Below are 21,682 nucleotides of genomic sequence, written 5' to 3' on the forward strand. Positions count from 1 at the left end.
ATCACCTAGCGTTCCCGGGGACCGGCGCTGCGACGAGGCAGGAGCGAGATGTCCACCACCCCCCGCACCCGCTGGGTGCCGCTGGCCGCGCTGACCGTGGCCACCACCCTGCTCGCCGCCCTGCTGGGCGTCCCGGGCGCCCGACCCGCCGCCGCGGCCGCGGGCACCACCTTCGAGGCCGAGGCCGTCACCGTGGTGCTGGCCGGTGGAGCCACCCGGTCCTCCTGCGCGGGCTGCTCCGGCGGGGCCAAGGTGGGCGACCTCTCGGACCGGGCGACGGTCACGGTCCCCGACGTGGTCGCCCCGGCGGCGGGCCGCTACGAGGTCACGGTCCACTACCTCAGCGGCGACGACAGCCGCACCCTGCGCATCGCCGCCGGGGACGAGCCGCCGGTGGACGTCCGGGTGCCCTCGACCGGCGGCTGGGACCGGGTGGGGACGAGCACGGTGGCGCTCGACCTGGCGGCGGGGGAGAACACCCTGGTGCTCACGTCGCGGCCGGGCGGCTACGGCCCGGACCTGGACCGGCTCACCGTCGAGGGCGTCACCGCCGTGGACCACCGCATCGTCGACCCCGACGCGGCCGACCCCGTCCCCGTCGACCCGACCCCCGCCGACCGCGGCCGGGTGGCCACGGTCCGTTCCGGCGACGTGGTGATCAGCTACTCCCAGGCCGGCGGCACCGCCGACGTCCGCTGGCGCGGCGGCCGCGGCGCCCAGGTGCGGGGGCTCTACAGCGCCGTGCGGCTGGGCGAGGAGCTGGTCAGCACCAAGCAGTACGACGGGCGGTGCCGGCTGCAGGGCCTCGTCGCCACCTGCGCCGCACCCGGGCGGCCGACGCTGCGCCAGGTGTTCGAGCCCGACGGCGAGCGCGGCTTCTCGATCCGTCTCGAGGTCACCGACGCCGGCCGCCCGGTCGCCACCTCGATGATGGTGCCGGTGGCGACCGACCAGCCCGGCTCGGTGTCCCTGGGTGCCCAGGGGGACCCGCGGATGGTGCTGGTCCCCTTCGACAACGACCACTGGGTCCGCTACGAGGCGCCGGCGGTGTCCGATGTCACCCCCGCCCGGCGCAGCTTCGAGGTCAGCACGGTCTTCGACCCGCGCTCGGGCCGCGGGCTGGTGGTCGGCTCGCTCGACCGCGACACCTGGAAGTCGGGGGTGGTGGCCGACGGCAACGACGACGGCGGGCTGGACCGGCTGCAGGCCGCGGCCGGGCTGACCGACTGGTCCTACGACTACGGCGACGGCATGAACCGCCACCAGTTCAACCGCGAGGGCAAGCCGCACGGCACCGTGTCGGGGCGCACGGTCGCGTCGCCGCGGATGTACCTGGGGCTCTTCGAGGACTGGCGCACCGGGATGGAGACCTTCGGTCGGCTGGCCGGCGAGGCCGCCGACGCCCGCAGCTGGGACGGCGGCACCCCCTTCGGCTTCAACAGCTGGGGTGGGCTGGGCGCCCGCGGCGGCGACCCGGCCACCATGGAGGCCACCTCCCGGTTCCTGGCCGAGGAGCTGCCCGGCTTCCGCAGCTCCTCCTCCGAGGCCGGCCCCTACGTCGGCATCGACTCCTACTGGGACAAGATGCTGCGTCCCGAGTACGCCTTCGAGGACCCGCGGACCTCCTGGCAGCACCTGGAGGAGTACGTGGCCACGGTGCGCTCCCGCGGCCAGGAGCCGGCGCTGTACTTCCAGCCGTTCGCCAACTTCTACGCCGAGGGGCTGGACAGCCCGGTCGCCGCCACCGCGCTCTGCGAGGGCTGCCCGGACCAGACGTTCCGCGAGATGGCGCTGAAGGTCGACGGCGTGCCGGTCAGCATCGACGGCGCCTGGGCCCTCGACCCCACCAACCCGGGGGTGCAGAACCGGGCCCGGATCGCCCTGACGAAGTTCCGCGAGCTGGGCGTCCGCTACGTGAAGCTGGACTTCCTCACCCACGGCTACGTCGAGGCCGACAGCTGGTACGACCCGCAGGTGCAGACCGGTCAGCAGGCCTTCGCCCAGGGCATGGACCTGGTCCGCGGCTACCTGGGGGAGGACACCTTCGTCGACCTGGCGATCTCGCCGGTGTTCGCCGCGACCTGGGCGCACGCCCGGCGCATCAGCTGCGACGTCCACGGCGCGCTCAACAACTGGCACCCCGAGGACCCGGACCGGTACCAGAAGAGCACCGAGTACCTGCTGAACAGCCTCAGCTACGGCTGGTGGCTGGACCAGGTGTACGCCTACAACGACGGCGACCACATCCAGTTCGGCAACTACGAGTACGACGACCAGGCCAACGCCTACCTGCTCGACGACCCCTACCCGAGCATCTGGCCGGAGGGCCAGAACCGGGCCCGGGTGACGTCGGCGGTGATCACGGGGGTGTACCTGGTCAGCGAGGACCTCACCCCCACCGGGCACCCGACCATCAGGGCGCGGGCCCGCGAGCTGCTGCAGAACCCCGCCGTCAACCGGCTGGCCGAGCACGGGGACTCCTTCGCCCCGGTCGACCCCGGTCCGGACGCCTTCACCGCCGCCGACACCTTCTGGTCGCGGCACGGCTCCACCACCTACCTGGCCGCCTTCAACTACGGGTCCTCGCCGCGCCCCGTCTCCCTCGACCTCGAGCGGCTGGGCCTCGACGGCGACCGCTACCTCCTTAGCGAGCTGTGGACCGGTCGCACCGGCACCGTGCGGGACCGGCTGAGCGCGTCCGTGCCGGCCGAGGACGTCCGGCTGTTCGCGATCACCCCGGCCGGGTAGCCGCGGGCGGTGCGCGACACCCTGGCGAGCGGCCCGGGCCGGTGCCAGGATGCCGGCAGGAGGTGCGCGATGGCGAGCGTGATGCGGGCCGCGGTGCCGGTGCTGAGGATCGGCGAGGAGGCGCGGGCCCGGGAGTTCTACCTCGGGGTGCTCGGTCTCTCCGAGGTGTTCGCCCACCGCTTCGAGCCCGGTCTGCCGCTCTACCTGCGGGTCCGCCGCGACCGCCTGGAGCTCGACCTCTCCGAGCACACCGGGGACGGGACGCCCGGCACCGTGGTGTGGGTGGCGGTGGACGACGTCGCCGCGCTGCAGGGCGAGCTGGCCGCGAGGTGGGACGCCGGGGCCGCACCGCAGGTGGACGACGCGGCACCGGGCGGGCCGACCCTGGAGGTCGGCGACCCCTTCGGCAACGTGCTGCGGTTCTGCCAGCCCGGCTGACGTCTAGGCCGGCGCGGGCGGGGCCGGGGCCGGAGGGGGCGCGAGCGGAAGCCGGACGGTGAAGACGGTGCTCCCGGGCCGGCTGCGGACCTCCACCTGGCCGGCGTGGGCGTGCACCACGGCGGTGACGATGGCCAGCCCCAGCCCGGTCCCGGACGCCGGCTGGCCGGCGGTCCCGCCGACGCGCGCCCGGGCCTGGTCGGCGCGGGTGAAGCGCTCGAACACGGTGGGCAGCGTCTCGGCCGGGATGCCGGGGCCGTCGTCGGCCACCGTGACCACCGCCCAGCCGTCCTGGGTACCCAGCGCGGTGGTGACCAGCGTCCCGGGCGGGGTGTGGGTGCGGGCGTTGGCCAGCAGGTTGATCAGCACCTGCTGCACCTGGTCGGCGTCGGCCACCACGGTGACCGGCTGCTCGGGCAGCTGCAGCGTCCAGCGGTGGTCCGGTCCCGCGACGCGGGCGTCGCTGACCGCGTTGACCACCAGCTCGCTGAGGTCGGCCGGGGCCCGCTCCACCACCGGCCCCGAGTCCAGCCGCGCCAGCAGCAGCAGGTCCTGCACGAGCGCGGTCATCCGCTCCGCCTCCGACTCCACCCGTCGCAGGGCGAAGGTGGTGTCCGGCGGCAGCCGGTCGCCGCCCCGCCGGGTCAGCTCGGCGTAGCCGCGGATGGCGGCCAGCGGGTTGCGCAGCTCGTGCGAGGCGTCGGCGACGAACCGGCGCAGCTTGGTCTCCGAGGCCTGCCGCGCGGCCAGCGCCCCGGCCACGTTGCCCAGCATGTGGTTGAAGGCCAGCCCCACCCGTCCCACCTCGCTGCGCGGGTCGGTGTCGGCCTCGGGGACCCGGATCGCGAGCTCCACGTCGCCGGAGCCCAGCTCCAGGTCCGACACCCGCTGGGCCGTGTCGGCCAGCCGGTTCAGCGGCCGCAGCTCCCGCGCCACCACGGCGCGGACGGCCAGCGCGGCTCCGAGCAGCGCCAGCGCCGTCAGCAGCCCTGCCAGCGCCACCAGCCGGGTCAGCACCGTGTCCACCGGGGCCAGCGGCAGCCCCACCACCAGCAGGCCCTCGGCGCCGATCGGGTAGCCGACCACCCGGTAGCGGCCCAGACCCGGCAGCACCACCGACTGCGGGTCGGCGTCGGCGGGCACGGCCAGCAGCACCTGGCCGGCGGCGTTGGACAGGTAGTGCGCGCCCTCCTCGGTCTGAATGCCGGCCAGCGCCTGCTGCCCGTCGGAGACCAGCACCACGGTGCCCAGCTGCTGGCCGGGCAGGTCCACCCCGGCCGGCGGCCCGCCGCGGCCCTCGGCCGACTGCCCGCGGGGGACCCGCCCGACGGTCGCGCTCAGCTGGTCGTCGATCTGGCCCACCAGCAGCTGCTGCACGGCCAGGGTGGTCAGCGTGCTCAGCAGCACCGCGACCGTGACCACCACGGCGACGGTGCGGCCGAGCAGGCGGCGCTGGAGGCTGCCGGCGCCGCCGAACCAGCGCCGCCCGGGTCCCGCACCCGCTGCGCTCATCCGGCCGGGCGGAGCACGTAGCCGGCGCCGCGCATGGTGTGGATCATCGCCGGACGCCCGGCGTCGACCTTCTTGCGCAGGTAGGAGATGTAGAGCTCCACCACGTTGGCCTGCCCGCCGAAGTCGTAGTTCCACACCCGGTCGAGGATCTGGGCCTTGCTCAGCACCCGTCGCGGGTTGCGCATCAGGTAGCGCAGCAGCTCGAACTCGGTGGCGGTGAGGGTGATGGGCTCGCCCGCCCTGGTCACCTCGTGGCTCTCCTCGTCGAGCACGAGGTCGCCGACGACCAGGGTCGAGCTGGAGCGGGCCTGGCCGGCGCCCGTGCGCCGCAGCAGCCCGCGGAGCCGGGCGATGAGCTCCTCCAGGCTGAACGGCTTGGTGACGTAGTCGTCCCCGCCGGCGGTGAGCCCGCCGATCCGGTCCTCGACGGCGTCCTTGGCGGTGAGGAAGATGACCGGGATGTCGGGCTGCTCGCTGCGGATCCGGCGCATCACCTCCAGACCGTCGAAGTCGGGCAGCATCATGTCGAGCACGATGGCGTCCGGACGCACGTCCCGGGCCGCCTGCACCGCGGCCAGCCCGCTGCCCGCCGTGCTCACCTGCCAGCCCTCGTAGCGCATCGCCATCGACAGCAGCTCGGTCAGGCTCGGCTCGTCGTCGACGGCCAGCACGCGGATCGGGGTGCCGTCAGGACGGGTCAGCTGCTGGGGTCGGGTCTCGCCGGTGCGCATGGGGGGAGTGTGTCACCGCCCGCTCGGGCCGACCTGTGCCGCACCTGTGCGTCGGCTGTGAGCGCCGCGCCCGGCTCAGACGGCCCGGCTCTCGTCGTAGCGGAGGTCGTCGTCCTCCTCCTCCGGCGCGGTGAACAGCCGGTCCACCGACACCCGTCCGCCGCCGAAGCCGACCAGCAGCAGAGCCAGCGCACCGGACACCGCGGCGTACTCGTGGCCGCCCCCGGGCAGGAACGGAGCCCCGCCGCCCGCCCAGACCAGGGCCAGCACCGCCTCGGCCGCGAGCAGCAGCGCCACCGCCGGGGTCAGCACGCCGAACAGCAGCAGCACGCCGCCGACCAGCTCCACCATGGTCACCGCCCAGCCGGCCACCTCCGGGTACGGCACGCCCGCCGCGGCCAGCGCCGAGGTCTGGGCGTCGACGCCCTCGACCTGCCAGCGGTGCCAGCCCTGCCGCACCGCCAGCCCGCCCAGCACCAGCCGGCCCACGAGCAGCACGAGGTCGCGCACCACGCGGACGAACGACGACATCAGCCCTCCTCCCGCACCCAGCGTCACCCTAACGGCGCAGGGCCGCCGCGGCGGGGACGTGACAGGATCGGCGTCGTGGAGCTGCTGCTGCGCCCGTGGGCGCTGGGAGACGCCGCGGACCTGGTCCGCGCGCGGGCCAGCCACCCCGACCTCGACCGCCAGCTGCCCCCGCTCGACGACGAGGTGATGGCCCGCAGCTGGGTGCGCGACCGCCAGCGCGACCCGTTCGCCGTGTTCTGGGCCCTGGTGCTCGACGGGCGGGCCGTCGGGCAGGTGGCGGTGAGCCACCTGGATCCGCGGCACGGCACCGGCTGGTTCTCCTACTGGCTGGCCGCCGGCGTCCGCGGCCGCGGTCTGGCCTCGCGGGCGGCGGCCACGGTGGCGGACTGGGCCCTGGCCGCCGGAAGCCTGCACCGCCTCGAGCTGGGCCACCGGGTGGACAACGTCGCCTCCGCGCGCGTGGCCGAGCGGGCCGGTTTCGTGGCCGAGGGCGTGGAGCGGGAGAAGTTCCTCTACGACGGCGTCCGCCACGACGTCCGCACCATGGCCCGGCTGGTGGGCGACCCGCAGCCGGCCCCGTACCAGCCGGTGCCGATGTCGGTGCCCGCGCGCGGCTGAGGGGTGGCACCCTGGGGCCATGAGCACTGAAGCCGAGTACGAGCCCAGCCCCGACCAGTGGGTCCGCGACCAGGTCGCGGCCATCGAGGAGGCCGGCGACACCAACGCCGTGCAGGTGATGGACCGCCCCGTGGTCCTGATGACCACCCGCGGCGCGAAGTCGGGCAAGATCCGCAAGGTCCCGGTGATGCGCGTCGAGCACGAGGGGACCTTCCTCGCCGTGGCCTCCAAGGGCGGCGCGCCGGAGCACCCGCAGTGGTACCACAACCTGGTGGCGCACCCCGAGATCGAGCTGATGGTCGACCGCGAGCGCTGGCCGGCGGTGGCCCGCCGCATCGAGGGCGAGGAGCGCGCCGAGTGGTGGGAGCGCGCGGTGGCGGCCTACCCGCCCTACGCCGACTACCAGGCCGGCACCGACCGGCAGATCCCGCTGTTCGTGCTCGAGCGCCGCTGACCGGGTCCCTCCGCTAGCCGTGCGCGTCGTCCGCGTGCTGCTTGCGCAGCAGGCCCGGGATCCAGTGGCGCCCGTAGCGCTGCTGCAGCTCGGGCAGCGCCCAGTCGGTGCCGGTCACCGCGCCGCGGCACAGCGGTGAGCCGCAGCAGCACGGCATCGAGAAGGCGGCGTCGTCGGTGATCGTGCCGTAGTCGAGCGTCACCTCCTCGTCGGCCGCGATCGGCCGCCGGGCGACCAGCCACAGCTCGGGCTCCTCCCACAGGTTCGGGTCGCAGCTGTGGTTGCCGTAGCCGTTGTCGGTGCGTCCGGGCATGACCAGGTTGAGGTCGGTGTCGAGGGAGAGCGTGTCGACGTAGGTCGGGCTGCGCTCGATCAGGGCGCGCAGCTCGGCGTCGCCGACCAGCCGCCCGCCGAAGCGGGCGACCCGGGCGCCCGCTGGGACGGGCTCGCGGGCGAACAGCCCCCGGCCCTCGATGGGCGACGCACGGACCTCGATCGCCGGGCTCAGCCACGGCCGCGGTGGGACCAGCACCGCCCCAGGGTAGGACGGGGCGGGCTCTGCGGGCCCGTCTCCTCCGGCCGCGGGCGGGTCAGAAGATGGACCGGGTGATCGTCCGGACGCCCACCGTGAGGCCGACGACGGCGGTGACGGCCGCGGCGACGAGCCCCCAGAGCACCGAGGGGTCGGCGAAGGTGCCGGCGAAGAGCGCCCGCTCGGCCTCCACCAGGTAGGTGAGCGGGTTGAAGCGGGAGGCCAGCTGCATCCACCCCGGCGCGGTCTCCAGCGGCAGCATCATCCCCGAGAGGATCAGCAGCGGGAACAGCAGCGTCTGCTGCACCGCCCAGAAGATCCACTCGCTCCTGCGGGCGGCGATGGCCAGCGCGTACGAGAGCGCTCCCACGCCGACGCCGAAGAGACCGAGCAGCAGCAGCCCGACCGCCACGTGCAGCGGGTGCAGCCGGAAGCCGAAGGGCATGGCCACGGCGCAGATGATGAGCCCCTGCACCACCAGCGGCGTCAGCTCCTTGAGGGCCCGCCCCACCATCAGCGACGAGCGGTGCAGCGGGGTGGCGAGGATCCGCTCGAACGCCCCGGTCATGATCTCGAACTGCAGGTTCGAGCCGGTCATCGACGTCCCGAACAGGGTGATCATCACCACCACCCCCGGCAGGAACCACTGCAGCGGCGAGACCCCGCCCAGGTCCTGACCACCGGCGAAGCCGGACAGCAGCGGCCCGAACAGGGCCAGGAAGACCAGCGGCTGCAGCAGCGAGAACACCAGCGAGAACGGGTCGCGGACGATGGTCAGCGTCTCGCGCCACCAGACGGCGCGGGTGTCGGCGACGAGCGTGCTCATGCGGCGCTCCTCTCCGCGACGGTGCCGGCCGGTGCGCCCTCGCGGAGGCTGCGGCCGGTCAGGCTGAGGAAGACGTCGTCGAGGGTGGGCCGGTGGACGGCCGCCCCGCGTACCTCGACGCCGTCGGCGTGCAGGGCCAGCACCAGGCGGGGGAGCGTCTGCTCGCCGTGCGCGACCCGGACGGCCAGCTCGACCTCGCCGTCCCGGTCCCGACGCGCCACCTCCCCGGAGGGGGCGAGCCGGGCGGTCGCCCGTTCCGCGTCCGCCGCGGGCACGGTGAGCCGGACCCGGTCGCCGGCCTGGCCGGCCTTCAGGTTCTCCGCGGTGTCGTCGGCGATGATGCGGCCGTGGTCGATCACCACCACCCGCTCGGCCATGGTGTCGGCCTCCTCCAGGTAGTGGGTGGTCAGCACGATGGTGGTGCCGCGCTGCTCGCGCAGCCGCAGGATGTGCTCCCACAGGTTGGCCCGGTTCTGCGGGTCCATGCCGGTCGACGGCTCGTCGAGGAACAGCAGCGGCGGCTCGTTGATCAGCCCGAGGGCGATGTCGAGGCGCCGCCGCTGGCCGCCGGAGAGGCTACTGACCTTGCGGTCCTCCATCCCGGCCAGGTCGAGGCTCCCCAGCAGCGCCGCCGCCCGGCGGGCCGCCTCGGTGCGGCCGAGACCGAAGAAGCGGCCCTGCATCACGAGCTCGTCGCCCACCCGGTAGCTGTGCCCGGCGCCGTCCTTCTGCCCGATGTAGCCGATCCGGCGACGCACCCCGGCCGGGTCGGCGGCGACGTCGACGCCGACGACCACCGCCCGTCCCGAGCTCGGTCGCAGCAGGCTGGTCAGCATGCGCAGCGTGGTCGACTTGCCTGCCCCGTTGGGGCCGAGGAAGGCGACCAGCTCGCCCTCCCCGACGTCCAGGTCGATCCCGCGGACCGCCTCGACGCTCTGCCGGCCGGTGACGAACGTCCGGCTCAGCGACTCGGTGTGGATCACGTCCCGCTCCCCTCTGCGTACGGTGTACGAGGAGTCTAACCATACGGTGTACGATGTGGCAATGCCCGACGACGCGGTGAACCGCCAGGACCCGACCCCTGAGGAGCCGGCGCCGGCGGACCCGCGGGAGTGGGGGACGCCCGAGGGCCGGCACATGATCGAGCTGCTGTGGAACCCGCCCGGCCCCGCCGGCCGGGGCCCCCGGCAGCGGCTCAGCCTGGACCGCGTGGTCGAGACGGCCATGGCGCTGGCCGCCCGCGACGGCTTCGAGGCGCTGTCGATGCGCCGGCTCGCCGCCGAGCTGGGGGTGGGGGCGATGAGCCTCTACACCTACGTGCCCGGTCGCGACGAGCTCTTCGAGCTGATGATCGACCGCGCCTGGGGCGACCGCGGCCGCGCCGACCCGAGCCGCCCCTGGCGCGAGCAGGTCGAGCAGGTCGCCGAGGAGGCCTGGGCGATGTACCAGCGCCACGGCTGGCTGGTCAGCGCCAACCTGGCCCGGCTCCCGCTGGGTCCGAACGTGCTGGACGCCCAGGAGGACCTGTACCGGGCGGTCGCGCTGACCGGGCTGCCCCACCCCGACGTCGTCCGGGTCACCGGGGCGGTCGAGGCGCACGTCTTCGGCGCGGCCCGGGCCGCCGTCGTGGACACCCGGCAGGCCACGGCGACCGGCGTCAGCTACGACGGCTACTGGGAGTCGCGCAGCAGCTTCTGGGGGACCTACTACACCCCCGAGCGGTTCCCCACCATGACCGCGATCTGGGAGAGCGGGGGCTTCGACGAGGTCGTCGACAACCACGCCGACATGCGCTTCGGGCTGCGGATGCTGCTGGACGGCGTCGAGCTGGCCGTGCGCCGCGCCGCGGGCACCCCGCCCGCCTGACACCACGCCCGCCTGACACCCCGCCCGCCTGACACCCCGCCCGCTCGACACCCAGCCCGCCTGACACCCCGCCCGCTCGACACCCAGCCCGCCTTGCACCCCGCTCCCCGGGACACCCCGGCAGGGCCGCGACCTCCGGCGGGCCGGCCCGGCGAGGAGCAGAATGACGCCCATGCGACTGCCTGTCATGCCGCCCGTCAAGCCGATGCTGGCGAAGTCCGTGCCCGAGATCCCGGGCGGCGCGATGAGCTACGAGCCCAAGTGGGACGGCTTCCGCGCCATCGTGTTCCGCGACGGCGAGGAGGTCGAGATCGGCTCGCGCAACGAGCGGCCGATGACCCGCTACTTCCCCGAGCTGGTGGAGGCGGTGCGGGCCGAGCTCCCCGGGCGCGTGGTGCTGGACGGCGAGATCGTGGTCGCGGTCGGGGACCGGCTGGAGTTCGAGGTGCTGCAGCAGCGGATCCACCCCGCGGCCAGCCGGATCAACCTGCTCGCCCGGCAGACCCCCGCCCGGTTCGTCGCCTTCGACCTGCTGGCGCTGGACGAGGAGGACCTGACCGGCCAGCCGTTCGAGCGCCGCCGCGAGCTGCTGGTCGAGGCCCTGGCCGACGTCCGGGCGCCCATCCACGTCACCCCCGCCACCCGCGACCAGGCCCTGGCCCAGCAGTGGTTCTCCCAGTTCGAGGGGGCCGGGCTCGACGGCGTGGTGGCCAAGCCGCTGCAGGGCACCTACCAGCCCGACAAGCGCACCATGTTCAAGATCAAGCACCAGCGGACCGCCGACTGCGTGGTGGCGGGCTACCGGACCCACAAGAGCGGCCCGGACGCCATCGGCTCGCTGCTGCTCGGGCTCTACGACGACGGCGGCGACCTGGTCAGCGTCGGCGTGATCGGCGCCTTCCCCGCCGCCCGCCGCAAGGAGCTCTTCCGCGAGCTGCAGCCCCTCGTCACCACCTTCGACGACCACCCCTGGGCCTGGGCGGAGCCGACCGGGGCGGGCGGCGGCCCGGCGCCCACGGAGGGCGCCCGCACCCCCCGCAACTCCGAGGGCAGCCGCTGGAACGCCGGGAAGGACCTCTCCTTCACCCCGCTGCGGCCCGAGCTCGTGGTGGAGGTGCGCTACGAGCACATGGAGGGGGTGCGCTTCCGCCACACCGCGCAGTTCAACCGCTGGCGTCCCGACCGCGACCCCCGCTCGTGCACCTACCAGCAGCTGGAGGAGGTCGTCCGGTTCGACCTGGACGACATCCTCGCCCCGCCCCGCTGAGCCCGGGCGGGACCGTCGCGGAGGAGCCCGGGCGGAGCGGTCTTGGCCGGCTCTGGTGGGATGGGCAGATGATCACTCCTGAGCTCGCCGTCGAGCTGGCCCGGGCCGGGCTGGAATGGAAGCCGGCCAACGGGGACCGCTTCATGATCCCGCGACCCGACCTCGAGCACGACGTCTTCCTGGTCAGCGACATGACCATCGAGGTGGAGCGGCTGGCGCTCGGCGGCGGGCTGGTGAAGTTCAACGGCACCACCGAGTGGGCGCTGGACAGCATCGCCCAGGGCGAGGTGGTCTGGCTGCCGCGGGAGGACCAGCTCCGCAGCGCCCTCGGTGAGGCGTTCTCGTCGCTGGCGCGGGTCTACGACTCCTGGGTGGTCACGGTCGAGGCCGGCGGCGAGGAGGTCCGGGTGATCGACAACGACGTCGAGTGCGTCTACGCCAAGGCGCTGCTGCGGGTGATCGGCCGGGCCTAGTGGGTACCGGACGGTGCGGGACGGCAACCCCGCCGTCGCCGCAGCACCGAGGAGGAAGCATGTCCGCAGACGCCGAGGGATCGGTGCAGAAGGTGGCCGAGCTGATGAAGGACGCCCGGATCGCGATGGTCACCTCCGTGGCCGCCGACGGCCGGCTGGTGTCCCGCCCGCTGTCGGTGCAGCAGGTCGAGTTCGACGGCGACCTGTGGTTCTTCGTCGACCGGGAGGCCGAGCTGCTGCAGCAGGTCCTCACCCAGCCCCAGGTCAACGTCGCCCTGCAGTCGAAGGACAGCTGGGTCTCGGTCTCGGGCACGGCGTCGCTGGTCGAGGACCCGGCGCGCGCCCGGGAGCTGTGGAACCCGGTGGCGGCCGCCTGGTTCGACGCCGAGGGCTCCACCGACACCGACGCGGACGACCCGGGCCCGGCCGAGCTGGGCGCCGTGCTGGTCAAGGTCGACGGCAGCACCGCGGAGTACTGGGAGAGCGCCGGACGGCTGGCCACCGCGGTGTCGCTGCTCAAGGCCCAGGTCACCCGCGGCGACGTCGAGGCGACCCGCAACGAGACCGTGGAGCTGCCGTGAGCCGGCACCACGTGGTGTACGGCGCGGGAGCCGTCGGCGGGGTCGTCGGCGGGCTGCTGCACCGGGCCGGTCTGCCGGTCACGCTGATCGCCCGCGGTGACCACCTGCGCGCCATCCGCGAGCACGGGCTGCACCTGGTCACCTCGACCGTGGACGAGCACCTCGACGTGCGGGCGGTCGAGGACCCCGCCGAGGTGATGTGGACCGGCGACGAGATCGTGCACCTGGCGGTGAAGAGCGACGCCACCGCGCAGGTGCTGCCCCGGCTGCACCAGGCCGCCCCGGAGTCCACCGTGGTGTCCTGCCTGCAGAACGGGGTGGCCAACGAGCCCGCGGCGCTGCGCTGGTTCGCGCGGGTGCTGGGGATCTGCGTGATGCTGCCGGCGACCTACCTGGAGCCCGGGAAGGTGGAGGCCTACTCGACCAACGTGCCGGCCGTCCTCGACTGCGGCCGCTACCCGCCCCGCAGCGACGGCAGCATCGACCCGCTGGCCGAGGAGCTCGCCGCCGACCTGCGCCACGCCGGGATGGAGTCCCAGCCGCGGGCCGACATCATGGCCTGGAAGTACCGCAAGCTCGTCTCCAACCTGGGCAACGCCGTGGACGCCGCCTGCGAGCCCGGCCCGGAGCGCGACGAGCTGGCCCGCCGGGTCCGCGAGGAGGGCGAGCAGGTGCTCGCCGCCGCCGGGATCGAGGTGGTCAGCCGCGAGGAGGACGCCGCCCGTCGCGGGGACCTGATCGCCACCGCCCCCGGCCGGGGCGGGAGCTCCACCTACCAGAGCCTGGCCCGCGGCACGGGCAGCGTCGAGGTGGACTGGCTCAGCGGCGAGATCGTGGCCCTGGCGCACCGGATGGGACGGACGGCCCCGGCCAACGACCTGCTCCGCCGTGCCGCCGTCTCGCTGGTGGGCGGGCGTCCGCGCAGCATCCCGGCGGCCGACCTGCTCGCCCAGCTCGACTCCTGAGGGCCGCCGGGTTGGCCGGGCGGGCGGCCGCGGGTGACACTGGCCACCGCGGTCGGTCGGCCACCGCGGTCAGTCGGGGGACGTCCAGCCACAGGGGAGCAGCATGCAGCCAGCCACGCCGGCCGGACGGCGCGTGGGGACGCGTCTGGGCTCCTCGCGCCTGACCGACCTGCTGCACGAGACGTCCGCCCGGGCCATCTACCGGGCCGAGGAGCCGGGCGGCTCCGTGGCGCTCGTCATGGTGCTCTCCGAGCAGGTGGCCGCCCACCCGGTGGTGCGCTCGCGGTTCTCGTCCTGGATGGCCCGGGGTGCCGGCGTGCTGGAGCGCCACCTGGTGCCGCTGCGCCGGTGGGGCGAGGTCGACGGGCTGCTGTGCGCCGAGCTGGGCGTGCTGTCGGGCACCGGGCTGGCCACGCTGCTGGAGCACCAGCCGCTGCCCCCGGCGCGGGCGCTGGCCCTGCTGGAGGACCTGGCGGCCGCGGTCGACGCGGCCCACAGCCGCGGGGTGGCCCACCTGGCGCTCTCGCCCACCACCGTCGTCGTCGGCCACGACGAGGTGGCGCGGGTGACCGACCTGGGGCTGGGGGCGCTGCTGGCCGAGGCCGGGGTGGCGCCCGATGCGCCGGAGCTGGCCTACCGCGCCCCCTGGCTGACGGGTCCGGTGGACCCGGCCGGCCCGGCGGCGACGGCCGCGGACCTGTGGTCGCTGGCCGCGCTGCTGCACGACGCGCTCACCGGGGTGGGGCCGGCCGCAGCACCCGCCGCGGTGCCGGCCGCCCTCGTGCAGCTGCTCCGCCAGCGGCTCGGTCCCCGCCCGGCCGGGTCGCAGACGGCGGCGGAGCTGGCCCGGGCCGCGCGGGCCGCGATGGCGGCCGGTGGCCCGCCGGTGCCGCTGCCGCCGCGGTCGGAACCCGACCCGGAGGCCACCGCCCTCCGCTCCGCCCTCCACGGACCGGGCCCGGCGCGGCCGGCGGTGCCCGTCCGGACCCCGCCGGGGACGACCACGCCCGCGACGTCGGCCTCCGGGGTCACCCGCCCGTTGACGGCGCCCACCCCGCCCGCCGGGCCCCCGGCCCCGCCGCAGCAGCACCCGGCCCCGCCGCAGCAGCCCCCGGTCCCACCTCAGCAGCGGCAGCAGCCCCCGTCGACGATCCGCGCCGCACCCCGGCGGCGCTCGCTGGTGCCGGTGGTGGCGCTGCTGCTCGCCCTGCTCGCCGTGGTGGCCACCGGCGTCTTCCTGTGGCTGCTGTTCGACCCGCCCGGACGTCCCGGGGGGACCGCAGGCACCGCGGCGCCGCGGACCACGCAGCAGCCGTCACCGCAGGGCACGGACGGCGAGGAGCCCCGGAGCCCTTCCGCGACGCCCCGGGCCACCCCGGCGCTGCCGGCCGGCGCGGTGGTGTGCGAACCCGCGGGCGGACCGGCCGGCGGGCTGCGCGGCTCGGCGGCGGGGACACCACGGACCTCCTGCCCGTTCGCCGAGGAGACCCGCCAGCAGCTGGCCCGCACGCCCGACCCGTTCGCCGCCCAGCAGGTCGAGGCGACCAGCCCGGTCACCCGCCAGACCTACACGCTCTCCTGCGACAGCGCCGACGGCCTCATCACCTGCACCGGCGGCGACGACGCCGTGGTGCTGGTCTGGTGAGCGGGGCCGACCGGCCGGGAGGGGGAGGCGTCAGAGGGTGATGCCGAAGTAGAAGCGGGCGAACTCGCGGTAGAAGCGGAGCACGACGGCGGTGGCCACGACGACGTACCAGGCCAGCACGAGCACCCACTGCCAGTCCCGCAGCGCCCGCCCGACCCGCTGGGCGCCGGCGCCCAGGGCTCCGGTGCGCAGCGTGGTGACGGTGGTCGTCACCACGAGCGGGATGGTCACCAGCCAGACGAGCATGCACCACAGGCACAGCGCGTTGATCACGTGCAGGCTCTGGAACTGCAGCCAGGTGATGAAGGCCGCGGCGGCCAGCACCGCCACCTGCAGGCAGACCAGCACCCACCTCGGCAGCCGCAGCCCGCTGGCCACCACCACCCCGAGGGTGCCGGTGACCGCGAACCCGCCGATGCCGAGCAGCGGGTTGGGGAATCCGAACAGCGCCCCGGCGGCCGAGGACATCACCGGACCGCAGGCCACGAAGGGGTTGATGTCGCAGACGAACTGCGCCTCGGGGTCGGCCAGCAGGTGGAACCGGTCCACGGTGAGCACCATCGCGGCCAGGAACCCCAGCGCGGAGGTGACCACCAGCAGCACGCCCCAGCGACGGCTCATCTCGTCCTCGGGTGCGTCCGGGCCGTCGAGGTCCTCGTCGAGCTCGTCGCCGGAGGTGCCCTGGGCGGTGGTGGTCATCGGTAGTCCTCGCTCGCGTCGTACGGCCCCGCCCATCGTAGGTGACGCCTCCGCCGGGGCCCGGCGCGATCCGCCCGGCGTGCACCGTCGCCGACGGGGTACCACCTCCGCATGAGCGGCGAGGCGGACGGGGACGAGGCGGGCCGGGACGAGGCGGGCCGGGAGGAGATCTGGCAGGAGTTCCGCGAGGCGGTCAACATGACGCCCAAGGAGCTGGAGGAGTGGCTGGAGACCGACGAGGCCCAGGAGGTCGGGCAGAAGTCCGGTGGCTCTGGAGAGTCCACCGGGCACGCCTCCGGGCGCCGGATCGTGCAGATCCTGCGGGCCAGGAAGGCCGACCTCGGAGACGACGACTACGAGCACATGCGCAAGGTCGTCGGCTACGTGCACCGCCACCTCGCCCAGGGGCCGGGCTCGGACGTCGAGCACTCCCGGTGGCGGTACTCGCTGATGAACTGGGGTCACGACCCGCTCAAGTCCTGACCGCCCGCAACCACCCGACACGGAAGGCAGAGATGGACATCTGGGAGCGCATCCGGCACGCCCGCGACAAGGCCCTGGAGGCCGAGCGGACCGAACGCCGACGGCTGGCCGACGCCGACACCCGTGCCCTGCAGGACGCCGCGTCGGTGCGGCTGGCCACCCGCCAGGCCGTCCGCGAGGCCCTCGACGACATCCTCGACGAGACCTCCGACCCCGAGGCCTCCTGACCCGCCGGGCCGCCCGGCTCAGCGGGCCGTGACCGCCAGCGTCCACCCCTTCGCCGCCGCGGAGAGCTCGACGCGGAAGGGCCCGGCCAGCAGCTCCGCCAGCCCCTGGGCGGTCCGCGGCCGCTCCGCGCGGCGGCACAGCTCGCGGGCCACCAGCCCCCGGGTGTGCTTGGCCATGTGCGTGGCGCCGGGCACGACGACCCGCACCCAGCGCTCGAGCCGGTGCGGGGTCCAGGCGGCCGCGTAGCCGCCGCTGCGGCAGTCCACCACCAGCCCCTCGCCGGCGACCTCGTCCAGCACCGGCCCGAGCACCGGCCGCCAGGCGGCGGCCAGCGGCCCCGTCCCCGGCAGCCGTGCCGCCATCGAGCAGCGGTACGGGCTGACGCGGTCGCCCGGCCGCAGCGCGCCGAACAGCGCCGAGCTCACCACCAGCCGCCGACCCGCCCGCCGCCGCGAGGCTGGGTCCAGGCCGGCCAGGTCGAGGGCGTCGTAGAGGACGCCGGTGTACAGCTCGGCCACCGGGACCGCGGGGGCGGTGGCCAGCCGCGTGTTCCGGGCGATCTCGGGGGCCAGGGCGGGGCTGACTCCCAGCAGCTCGGCCGCGTCCGGACGTCCGCTCGCCTCGGCCAGGGCCGCCGCGACCTGCCGTCGTCGCCCGTCCAGGGCCGGGAAGGACAGCTCCTCCCAGCACATCGGACGTCCCCGCCGACGCTCGTGCTTGGACTCCGAGGGCGGCAGCACGACGATCACCGGGGGAGCCTAGCGACCGCCGGAGGGGACCAGCGGGTGTGCGCCGCCGCTCGGGCACCCCGAGCGGACCCCTGCCCGTTGCCTTGAGCGAACCAGGCTCAACCCCGATTGGTGGAATGAGCCGACCCGGTGCATAGTTGAGTCTGTCGGGCTCAATGCAGAGGTTGAGCCTCCCTGACTCAGACCGCTGACTCAGAACTCTCGGAGGAACTCAGAACATGGCACGTGCAGTCGGAATCGACCTGGGCACCACCAACTCGGTGGTCGCCGTTCTCGAGGGTGGCGAACCCACCGTCATCCCCAACGCCGAGGGCGCCAGGACGACGCCGTCGGTGGTCGCGTTCGCCAAGGCCGGTGAGGTCCTGGTCGGTGAGGTCGCCAAGCGGCAGGCCGTCACGAACGTCGACCGCACCATCCGCTCGGTCAAGCGCCACATGGGCACCGACTGGAAGGTCGACATCGACCAGAAGTCGTACCGGCCGCAGCAGATCAGCGCCTTCGTGCTGCAGAAGCTCAAGCGCGACGCCGAGGCCTACCTGGGTGAGACCGTCACCAACGCCGTCATCACCGTGCCGGCCTACTTCTCCGACGCGGAGCGCCAGGCCACCAAGGAGGCCGGTGAGATCGCCGGTCTGACCGTCGACCGGATCATCAACGAGCCCACCGCCGCGGCCCTGGCCTACGGCCTGGACAAGGGCGAGACCGAGCAGACCATCCTGGTCTTCGACCTCGGTGGTGGCACCTTCGACGTGTCCCTGCTCGAGATCAGCGACGGCGTCTTCGAGGTCAAGGCCACCAAGGGCGACAACCGCCTCGGTGGCGACGACTGGGACGCCCGCATCGTGGAGTGGCTCGTCAAGCAGTTCAAGGGCAAGTTCGGCACCGACCTGAGCAAGGACAAGATCGCCCGGCAGCGCCTGCAGGAGGCCGCCGAGAAGGCCAAGATCGAGCTGTCCTCGGCCTCGGAGACCACCATCAACCTGCCCTACATCACGCTGGGCGAGTCCGGCCCGCTGCACCTGGAGGAGCGCCTCACCCGCGGTGAGTTCCAGCGCCTCACCCAGGACCTGCTGGACCGCTGCCGCAGCCCCTTCCACGCCGTGATCGAGGACGCCAAGACCTCCGTCAGCGCCATCGACCACGTCATCCTGGTGGGTGGCTCCACCCGCATGCCGGCCGTCGCCGAGCTGGTCAAGGAGCTCACCGGCGGCAAGGAGCCCAACAAGGGCGTCAACCCCGACGAGGTCGTCGCACTGGGCGCCAGCCTGCAGGCCGGTGTGCTGAAGGGCGAGGTCAAGGACGTCCTGCTGCTCGACGTCACCCCGCTGTCGCTGGGCATCGAGACCAAGGGCGGCGTGATGACCAAGATCATCGAGCGCAACACCACCATCCCGACCCGGCGCTCGGAGATCTTCACCACGGCCGAGGACAACCAGCCGTCGGTGATGATCCAGGTCTACCAGGGCGAGCGCGACTTCGCCCGCGACAACAAGTCGCTCGGCAACTTCGAGCTGACCGGCCTGATGCCCGCCCCGCGCGGCATGCCGCAGATCGAGGTCGCCTTCGACATCGACGCCAACGGCATCGTGCACGTCCACGCCAAGGACACCGCCACCGGCAAGGAGCAGTCCATGACGGTGACCGGCGGCTCCGCGCTGGGCAAGGACGAGATCAGCCAGATGGTCAAGGACGCCGAGGCCCACGCCGAGGAGGACCGTCGTCGCCGCGAGGCCGTCGAGCAGCGCAACGAGGCGGACGCGCTGGTGTTCCGCACCGAGAAGCTGCTCGCCGACAACGGCGAGACCCTGGACGAGGAGGTCAAGAAGCCCGTCGAGGAGGCCATCGCCGAGCTGAAGACCGCCCTCGAGGGCACCGACGACGCCGCCATCAAGTCCGGCATGGAGAAGCTGAACTCCGCCGCGGCCGCCATGGGCCAGGCCGTCTACGCCGCCGCCGCGGCGAAGCAGCAGGCCGCCGGTGGTGACTCCGCCGGCACCGACGGCAGCTCCGCCGGTGCCAGCTCCACCGACGAGGACGTGGTGGACGCCGAGATCGTCGACGACGAGAAGGGTGCGAACCAGTGACCGATCCCGGGACCGAGCCCCAGGGCCCGACCATCCGCGACCGGCGCCGGATCGACCCCGAGACCCTGCAGGTGCGGGAGCCGCAGCCCGAGGCTGCGGCCCCCGCCGCGGAGGCGGTCGAGGGGGAGGTGGCCGACGCCGCCGCCCCCGCGGCCGAGGCTCCCGCGGTGGACCCGCAGCTGGCGGCGCTCGAGCAGTCGCTGAGCGAGCGCACGCTCGACCTGCAGCGGCTGCAGGCCGAGTACGTCAACTACAAGCGACGGGTCGACCGCGACCGCGAGGTGAGCCGGGCGGCCGGCGTGGAGTCGGTGCTCCGCGACCTGCTGGCGGTGCTGGACGACGTCCGCTCCGCCCGCGAGCACGGCGAGCTCACCGGCGCCTTCAAGGCGGTCGGCGAGGGCGTGGAGAAGGTCACCGCCCGGCACGGGCTGACCTCCTTCGGCGAGGCGGGCGAGCCGTTCGACCCGCAGGTCCACGAGGCGCTGATGCACGCCTACGCCGAGGACGTCACCGAGCCCACCTGCGTGCAGGTGCTGCAGGTCGGCTACCGCGTCGGCGAGCGGGTGCTCCGTCCGGCCCGGGTCGCGGTCGCCGAGCCGGCGGCCCCGTCCGACGACCAGTCCAGCAGCGAGCAGAGCTGACCTGAGGGCAGCGGGGGAAGGAGGCGTTCGGTGAGTACGAAGGACTGGCTCGAGAAGGACTACTACAAGGTCCTGGGCGTCTCCAAGGACGCCAAGCCCGAGGAGATCAAGAAGGCGTTCCGCAAGATCGCGCGGGAGAACCACCCCGACGCGAACCCGGGGAACGCCGAGGCCCTGCAGCGGTTCAAGGACGCGTCGGAGGCCCACCAGGTGCTGTCCGACCCCGGGCAGCGCAAGGAGTACGACGCCACCCGGAGCCGCTTCGGCGGCTTCCGGTTCCCGCCCGGCGGGAGCGGCGGCGGGGGCGGGGTCGACGACCTCTTCCGCAACGCCGCCGGTGGCGCCTCCGGGGCCGACTTCTCCGACCTGTTCGGCGGGCTGTTCAACAGCACCACCCGCCGGGCCGGCACCACCCGCGGCCCGCGCCGCGGCAGCGACGTCGAGGGCGAGGTCACCATCGACTTCGTCGAGGCCGTCGACGGCGTGACGGTGCCCATGCAGATGGTCAGCGACGCCGCCTGCCCGGTCTGCCACGGCACCGGCGCCCGCTCCGGCTCCGTGCCGCACGTCTGCACCAAGTGCCAGGGATCGGGCATGCAGACCTCGACCGCCGGCGGGGTGTTCGCCGTCAGCGAACCCTGCACCGAGTGCCGGGGTCGCGGGCTGGTGGTGGACGACCCCTGCCCGGAGTGCCACGGCTCGGGCCGCGGCCGCTCGACCCGCACGATGTCGGTGCGGATCCCGGCCGGGGTGACCGACGGGCAGCGGATCCGGCTCAAGGGCAAGGGCGGGGCCGGTGAGAACGGCGGCGCCAACGGCGACCTCTACGTCACCGTCCACGTCCGCCCGCACCCGGTCTTCGGCCGCAGCGGCAACAACCTGACGCTGCAGGTGCCGGTGACCTTCGCCGAGGCCTCGCTCGGGGCCGAGATCACCGTGCCGACCCTCAACGGGCAGCCGGTGCGGCTGCGGCTGCCCGCCGGCACCCCCAGCGGGCGCACGCTGCGGGTCCGCGGCAAGGGCGTGAGCCGCGGCGACGGCACGGTCGGCGACCTGCTGGTCACCGTCGACGTGGTGGTGCCCAAGGACCTCAGCTCCGACGCCCGTGCGGCCCTGGAGTCCTTCGTGGCCAAGGCGCCGGCGGGTGACCCGCGGGCCGAGCTCTTCGCCAAGGTCCGGTCGTGACCGAGCAGCACCTGCCGCAGGTGGTGGACAGCGACGCCCCGCTGTTCGTCATCTCGGTCGCGGCCCGGCTGGCGGACATGCACCCGCAGACCCTGCGGTCCTACGACCGGATGGGTCTGGTGAAGCCGCAGCGCACCCGTGGTCGGGGCCGGCGCTACTCCCGCCGCGACATCGCCCGGCTCCGGCTGATCCAGCACCTCAGCCAGATGGAGGGGATCAACCTCGAGGGGATCCGCCGGATCCTGGAGATGCAGGACGAGATCGACCGGCTCCGCAGCCGGACCGAGGAGCTCACCGAGCTGCTCCGGATGGCCCGCGTGGCCCCCGACAGCCGGCTCTTCGCCGCCGACGCGGGCGGTCACGTCCACCTCTCCCACCGGGCCCGGCTGATCGAGCCGCCCCGCGCGCTCGGTCGCTGACCTCCGA

At 74.2% G+C, this 21,682-nt stretch carries 24 protein-coding genes; 16 read left to right on the forward strand and 8 right to left on the reverse strand.

What is annotated here, in order from left to right; translation table 11 throughout:
- Positions 1 to 48 precede the first annotated feature (48 nt).
- Entirely contained in the window at positions 49 to 2,748 is a 2,700-nt protein-coding gene (locus GC722_RS04610; protein ID WP_156608345.1) for a hypothetical protein, read from the forward strand.
- A gap of 69 nt (positions 2,749 to 2,817) precedes the next feature.
- Positions 2,818 to 3,186: a glyoxalase superfamily protein gene (locus GC722_RS04615; RefSeq protein ID WP_156608347.1), complete on the forward strand. Its 369-nt coding sequence runs from the start codon at positions 2,818 to 2,820 to the stop codon at positions 3,184 to 3,186.
- Positions 3,187 to 3,189: 3 nt separating this feature from the next.
- Here GC722_RS04615 and GC722_RS04620 read toward each other — a convergent pair whose 3' ends face one another.
- From GC722_RS04620 to GC722_RS04630, 3 genes are all read right to left on the reverse strand, one after another.
- Complete coding sequence (locus GC722_RS04620; protein WP_156608349.1) at positions 3,190 to 4,698, reverse strand: HAMP domain-containing sensor histidine kinase; 1,509 nt, start codon at positions 4,696 to 4,698, stop codon at positions 3,190 to 3,192.
- Positions 4,695 to 5,429, reverse strand: coding sequence for a response regulator transcription factor (locus GC722_RS04625; protein WP_156608351.1), 735 nt, complete (start codon positions 5,427 to 5,429; stop codon positions 4,695 to 4,697). The genes GC722_RS04620 and GC722_RS04625 overlap by 4 nt, the downstream gene beginning before the upstream one ends.
- A 75-nt stretch (positions 5,430 to 5,504) precedes the next feature.
- Positions 5,505 to 5,960, reverse strand: a complete 456-nt coding sequence (locus GC722_RS04630) for a DoxX family protein (RefSeq protein ID WP_156608353.1) — start codon at positions 5,958 to 5,960, stop codon at positions 5,505 to 5,507.
- 75 nt (positions 5,961 to 6,035) lie between these two features.
- Here GC722_RS04630 and GC722_RS04635 point away from each other — a divergent pair, with 75 nt between their 5' ends.
- Together GC722_RS04635 and GC722_RS04640 are read left to right on the forward strand one after the other, a co-directional pair.
- Entirely contained in the window at positions 6,036 to 6,578 is a 543-nt protein-coding gene (locus tag GC722_RS04635; RefSeq protein ID WP_197429790.1) for a GNAT family N-acetyltransferase, read from the forward strand.
- A 19-nt stretch (positions 6,579 to 6,597) separates the two neighbouring features.
- Positions 6,598 to 7,032, forward strand: coding sequence for a nitroreductase family deazaflavin-dependent oxidoreductase (locus tag GC722_RS04640; protein WP_156608355.1), 435 nt, complete (start codon positions 6,598 to 6,600; stop codon positions 7,030 to 7,032).
- Between the two features lie 13 nt (positions 7,033 to 7,045).
- On the opposite strand, the gene GC722_RS04645 is transcribed toward GC722_RS04640, so the two are convergent.
- Genes GC722_RS04645 through GC722_RS04655 form a run of 3 tightly spaced genes read right to left on the reverse strand, consistent with a single transcriptional unit; the run spans position 7,046 to position 9,373 of the window.
- Complete coding sequence (locus GC722_RS04645) at positions 7,046 to 7,564, reverse strand: SET domain-containing protein (protein ID WP_156608358.1); 519 nt, start codon at positions 7,562 to 7,564, stop codon at positions 7,046 to 7,048.
- 58 nt (positions 7,565 to 7,622) lie between these two features.
- Positions 7,623 to 8,390 (reverse strand): ABC transporter permease, encoded by a 768-nt coding sequence (locus tag GC722_RS04650; protein WP_156608360.1) that lies wholly within the window; start codon positions 8,388 to 8,390, stop codon positions 7,623 to 7,625.
- Positions 8,387 to 9,373, reverse strand: coding sequence for an ABC transporter ATP-binding protein (locus tag GC722_RS04655; protein WP_331714378.1), 987 nt, complete (start codon positions 9,371 to 9,373; stop codon positions 8,387 to 8,389). The genes GC722_RS04650 and GC722_RS04655 overlap by 4 nt, the downstream gene beginning before the upstream one ends.
- Positions 9,374 to 9,434: 61 nt before the next feature.
- Here GC722_RS04655 and GC722_RS04660 point away from each other — a divergent pair, with 61 nt between their 5' ends.
- From GC722_RS04660 to GC722_RS04685, 6 genes are all read left to right on the forward strand, one after another.
- Entirely contained in the window at positions 9,435 to 10,256 is an 822-nt protein-coding gene (locus GC722_RS04660; RefSeq protein ID WP_231747390.1) for a TetR/AcrR family transcriptional regulator, read from the forward strand.
- Between the two features lie 172 nt (positions 10,257 to 10,428).
- Positions 10,429 to 11,523: an ATP-dependent DNA ligase gene (locus GC722_RS04665; RefSeq protein WP_156608366.1), complete on the forward strand. Its 1,095-nt coding sequence runs from the start codon at positions 10,429 to 10,431 to the stop codon at positions 11,521 to 11,523.
- Between the two features lie 68 nt (positions 11,524 to 11,591).
- The gene (locus GC722_RS04670; protein WP_156608368.1) at positions 11,592 to 11,996 is read left to right on the forward strand and encodes a plant mobile domain-containing protein; all 405 of its coding nucleotides are present in this window, start codon (positions 11,592 to 11,594) and stop codon (positions 11,994 to 11,996) included.
- Between the two features lie 59 nt (positions 11,997 to 12,055).
- Positions 12,056 to 12,577: a pyridoxamine 5'-phosphate oxidase family protein gene (locus tag GC722_RS04675; protein ID WP_156608370.1), complete on the forward strand. Its 522-nt coding sequence runs from the start codon at positions 12,056 to 12,058 to the stop codon at positions 12,575 to 12,577.
- A complete protein-coding gene (locus GC722_RS04680; RefSeq protein WP_197429791.1) occupies positions 12,574 to 13,542 on the forward strand; it encodes a ketopantoate reductase family protein in 969 nt (322 codons plus the stop codon). The genes GC722_RS04675 and GC722_RS04680 overlap by 4 nt, the downstream gene beginning before the upstream one ends.
- 103 nt (positions 13,543 to 13,645) lie before the next feature.
- A complete protein-coding gene (locus tag GC722_RS04685; protein WP_156608374.1) occupies positions 13,646 to 15,187 on the forward strand; it encodes a protein kinase family protein in 1,542 nt (513 codons plus the stop codon).
- 30 nt (positions 15,188 to 15,217) lie between these two features.
- Here the strand turns inward: GC722_RS04685 and GC722_RS04690 are convergent, their stop codons facing one another.
- Positions 15,218 to 15,886, reverse strand: a complete 669-nt coding sequence (locus tag GC722_RS04690; RefSeq protein ID WP_197429792.1) for a vitamin K epoxide reductase family protein — start codon at positions 15,884 to 15,886, stop codon at positions 15,218 to 15,220.
- A gap of 111 nt (positions 15,887 to 15,997) precedes the next feature.
- On the opposite strand from GC722_RS04690, the gene GC722_RS04695 reads away from it, so the two are divergent.
- On the forward strand, positions 15,998 to 16,369 hold the full coding sequence (locus GC722_RS04695) for a DUF3140 domain-containing protein (RefSeq protein WP_156608378.1): 372 nt from the start codon (positions 15,998 to 16,000) through the stop codon (positions 16,367 to 16,369).
- Between the two features lie 32 nt (positions 16,370 to 16,401).
- Positions 16,402 to 16,596: a hypothetical protein gene (locus tag GC722_RS04700; protein ID WP_156608379.1), complete on the forward strand. Its 195-nt coding sequence runs from the start codon at positions 16,402 to 16,404 to the stop codon at positions 16,594 to 16,596.
- A gap of 18 nt (positions 16,597 to 16,614) precedes the next feature.
- On the opposite strand, the gene GC722_RS04705 is transcribed toward GC722_RS04700, so the two are convergent.
- The gene (locus tag GC722_RS04705; protein ID WP_197429793.1) at positions 16,615 to 17,346 is read right to left on the reverse strand and encodes a YaaA family protein; all 732 of its coding nucleotides are present in this window, start codon (positions 17,344 to 17,346) and stop codon (positions 16,615 to 16,617) included.
- Positions 17,347 to 17,564: 218 nt separating this feature from the next.
- On the opposite strand from GC722_RS04705, the gene dnaK reads away from it, so the two are divergent.
- Genes dnaK through GC722_RS04725 form a run of 4 tightly spaced genes read left to right on the forward strand, consistent with a single transcriptional unit; the run spans position 17,565 to position 21,675 of the window.
- Positions 17,565 to 19,430, forward strand: a complete 1,866-nt coding sequence (gene dnaK, locus GC722_RS04710) for a molecular chaperone DnaK (protein WP_156608381.1) — start codon at positions 17,565 to 17,567, stop codon at positions 19,428 to 19,430.
- The gene (grpE, locus tag GC722_RS04715; protein WP_331714379.1) at positions 19,427 to 20,071 is read left to right on the forward strand and encodes a nucleotide exchange factor GrpE; all 645 of its coding nucleotides are present in this window, start codon (positions 19,427 to 19,429) and stop codon (positions 20,069 to 20,071) included. The genes dnaK and grpE overlap by 4 nt, the downstream gene beginning before the upstream one ends.
- A 30-nt stretch (positions 20,072 to 20,101) precedes the next feature.
- Positions 20,102 to 21,256: a molecular chaperone DnaJ gene (gene dnaJ / locus GC722_RS04720; RefSeq protein WP_331714380.1), complete on the forward strand. Its 1,155-nt coding sequence runs from the start codon at positions 20,102 to 20,104 to the stop codon at positions 21,254 to 21,256.
- The gene (locus GC722_RS04725; protein WP_331714381.1) at positions 21,253 to 21,675 is read left to right on the forward strand and encodes a heat shock protein transcriptional repressor HspR; all 423 of its coding nucleotides are present in this window, start codon (positions 21,253 to 21,255) and stop codon (positions 21,673 to 21,675) included. The genes dnaJ and GC722_RS04725 overlap by 4 nt, the downstream gene beginning before the upstream one ends.
- Positions 21,676 to 21,682 lie beyond the last annotated feature (7 nt).

Source organism: Auraticoccus cholistanensis, assembly GCF_009742705.1.
Taxonomy (GTDB): Bacteria; Actinomycetota; Actinomycetes; order Propionibacteriales; family Propionibacteriaceae; genus Auraticoccus; species Auraticoccus cholistanensis.

Bases quoted from the DNA above. Each gene is read 5' to 3' on its own strand.
- GC722_RS04610 (WP_156608345.1), top strand. From the start codon at position 49: ATGTCCACCACCCCCCGCACCCGCTGGGTGCCGCTGGCCGCGCTGACC.
- GC722_RS04615 (WP_156608347.1), top strand. From the start codon at position 2,818: ATGGCGAGCGTGATGCGGGCCGCGGTGCCGGTGCTGAGGATCGGCGAG.
- GC722_RS04620 (WP_156608349.1), bottom strand. From the start codon at position 4,698: ATGAGCGCAGCGGGTGCGGGACCCGGGCGGCGCTGGTTCGGCGGCGCC.
- GC722_RS04625 (WP_156608351.1), bottom strand. From the start codon at position 5,429: ATGCGCACCGGCGAGACCCGACCCCAGCAGCTGACCCGTCCTGACGGC.
- GC722_RS04630 (WP_156608353.1), bottom strand. From the start codon at position 5,960: ATGTCGTCGTTCGTCCGCGTGGTGCGCGACCTCGTGCTGCTCGTGGGC.
- GC722_RS04640 (WP_156608355.1), top strand. From the start codon at position 6,598: ATGAGCACTGAAGCCGAGTACGAGCCCAGCCCCGACCAGTGGGTCCGC.
- GC722_RS04650 (WP_156608360.1), bottom strand. From the start codon at position 8,390: ATGAGCACGCTCGTCGCCGACACCCGCGCCGTCTGGTGGCGCGAGACG.
- GC722_RS04660 (WP_231747390.1), top strand. From the start codon at position 9,435: ATGCCCGACGACGCGGTGAACCGCCAGGACCCGACCCCTGAGGAGCCG.
- GC722_RS04665 (WP_156608366.1), top strand. From the start codon at position 10,429: ATGCGACTGCCTGTCATGCCGCCCGTCAAGCCGATGCTGGCGAAGTCC.
- GC722_RS04670 (WP_156608368.1), top strand. From the start codon at position 11,592: ATGATCACTCCTGAGCTCGCCGTCGAGCTGGCCCGGGCCGGGCTGGAA.
- GC722_RS04675 (WP_156608370.1), top strand. From the start codon at position 12,056: ATGTCCGCAGACGCCGAGGGATCGGTGCAGAAGGTGGCCGAGCTGATG.
- GC722_RS04685 (WP_156608374.1), top strand. From the start codon at position 13,646: ATGCAGCCAGCCACGCCGGCCGGACGGCGCGTGGGGACGCGTCTGGGC.
- GC722_RS04690 (WP_197429792.1), bottom strand. From the start codon at position 15,886: ATGACCACCACCGCCCAGGGCACCTCCGGCGACGAGCTCGACGAGGAC.
- GC722_RS04695 (WP_156608378.1), top strand. From the start codon at position 15,998: ATGAGCGGCGAGGCGGACGGGGACGAGGCGGGCCGGGACGAGGCGGGC.
- GC722_RS04700 (WP_156608379.1), top strand. From the start codon at position 16,402: ATGGACATCTGGGAGCGCATCCGGCACGCCCGCGACAAGGCCCTGGAG.
- dnaK (WP_156608381.1), top strand. From the start codon at position 17,565: ATGGCACGTGCAGTCGGAATCGACCTGGGCACCACCAACTCGGTGGTC.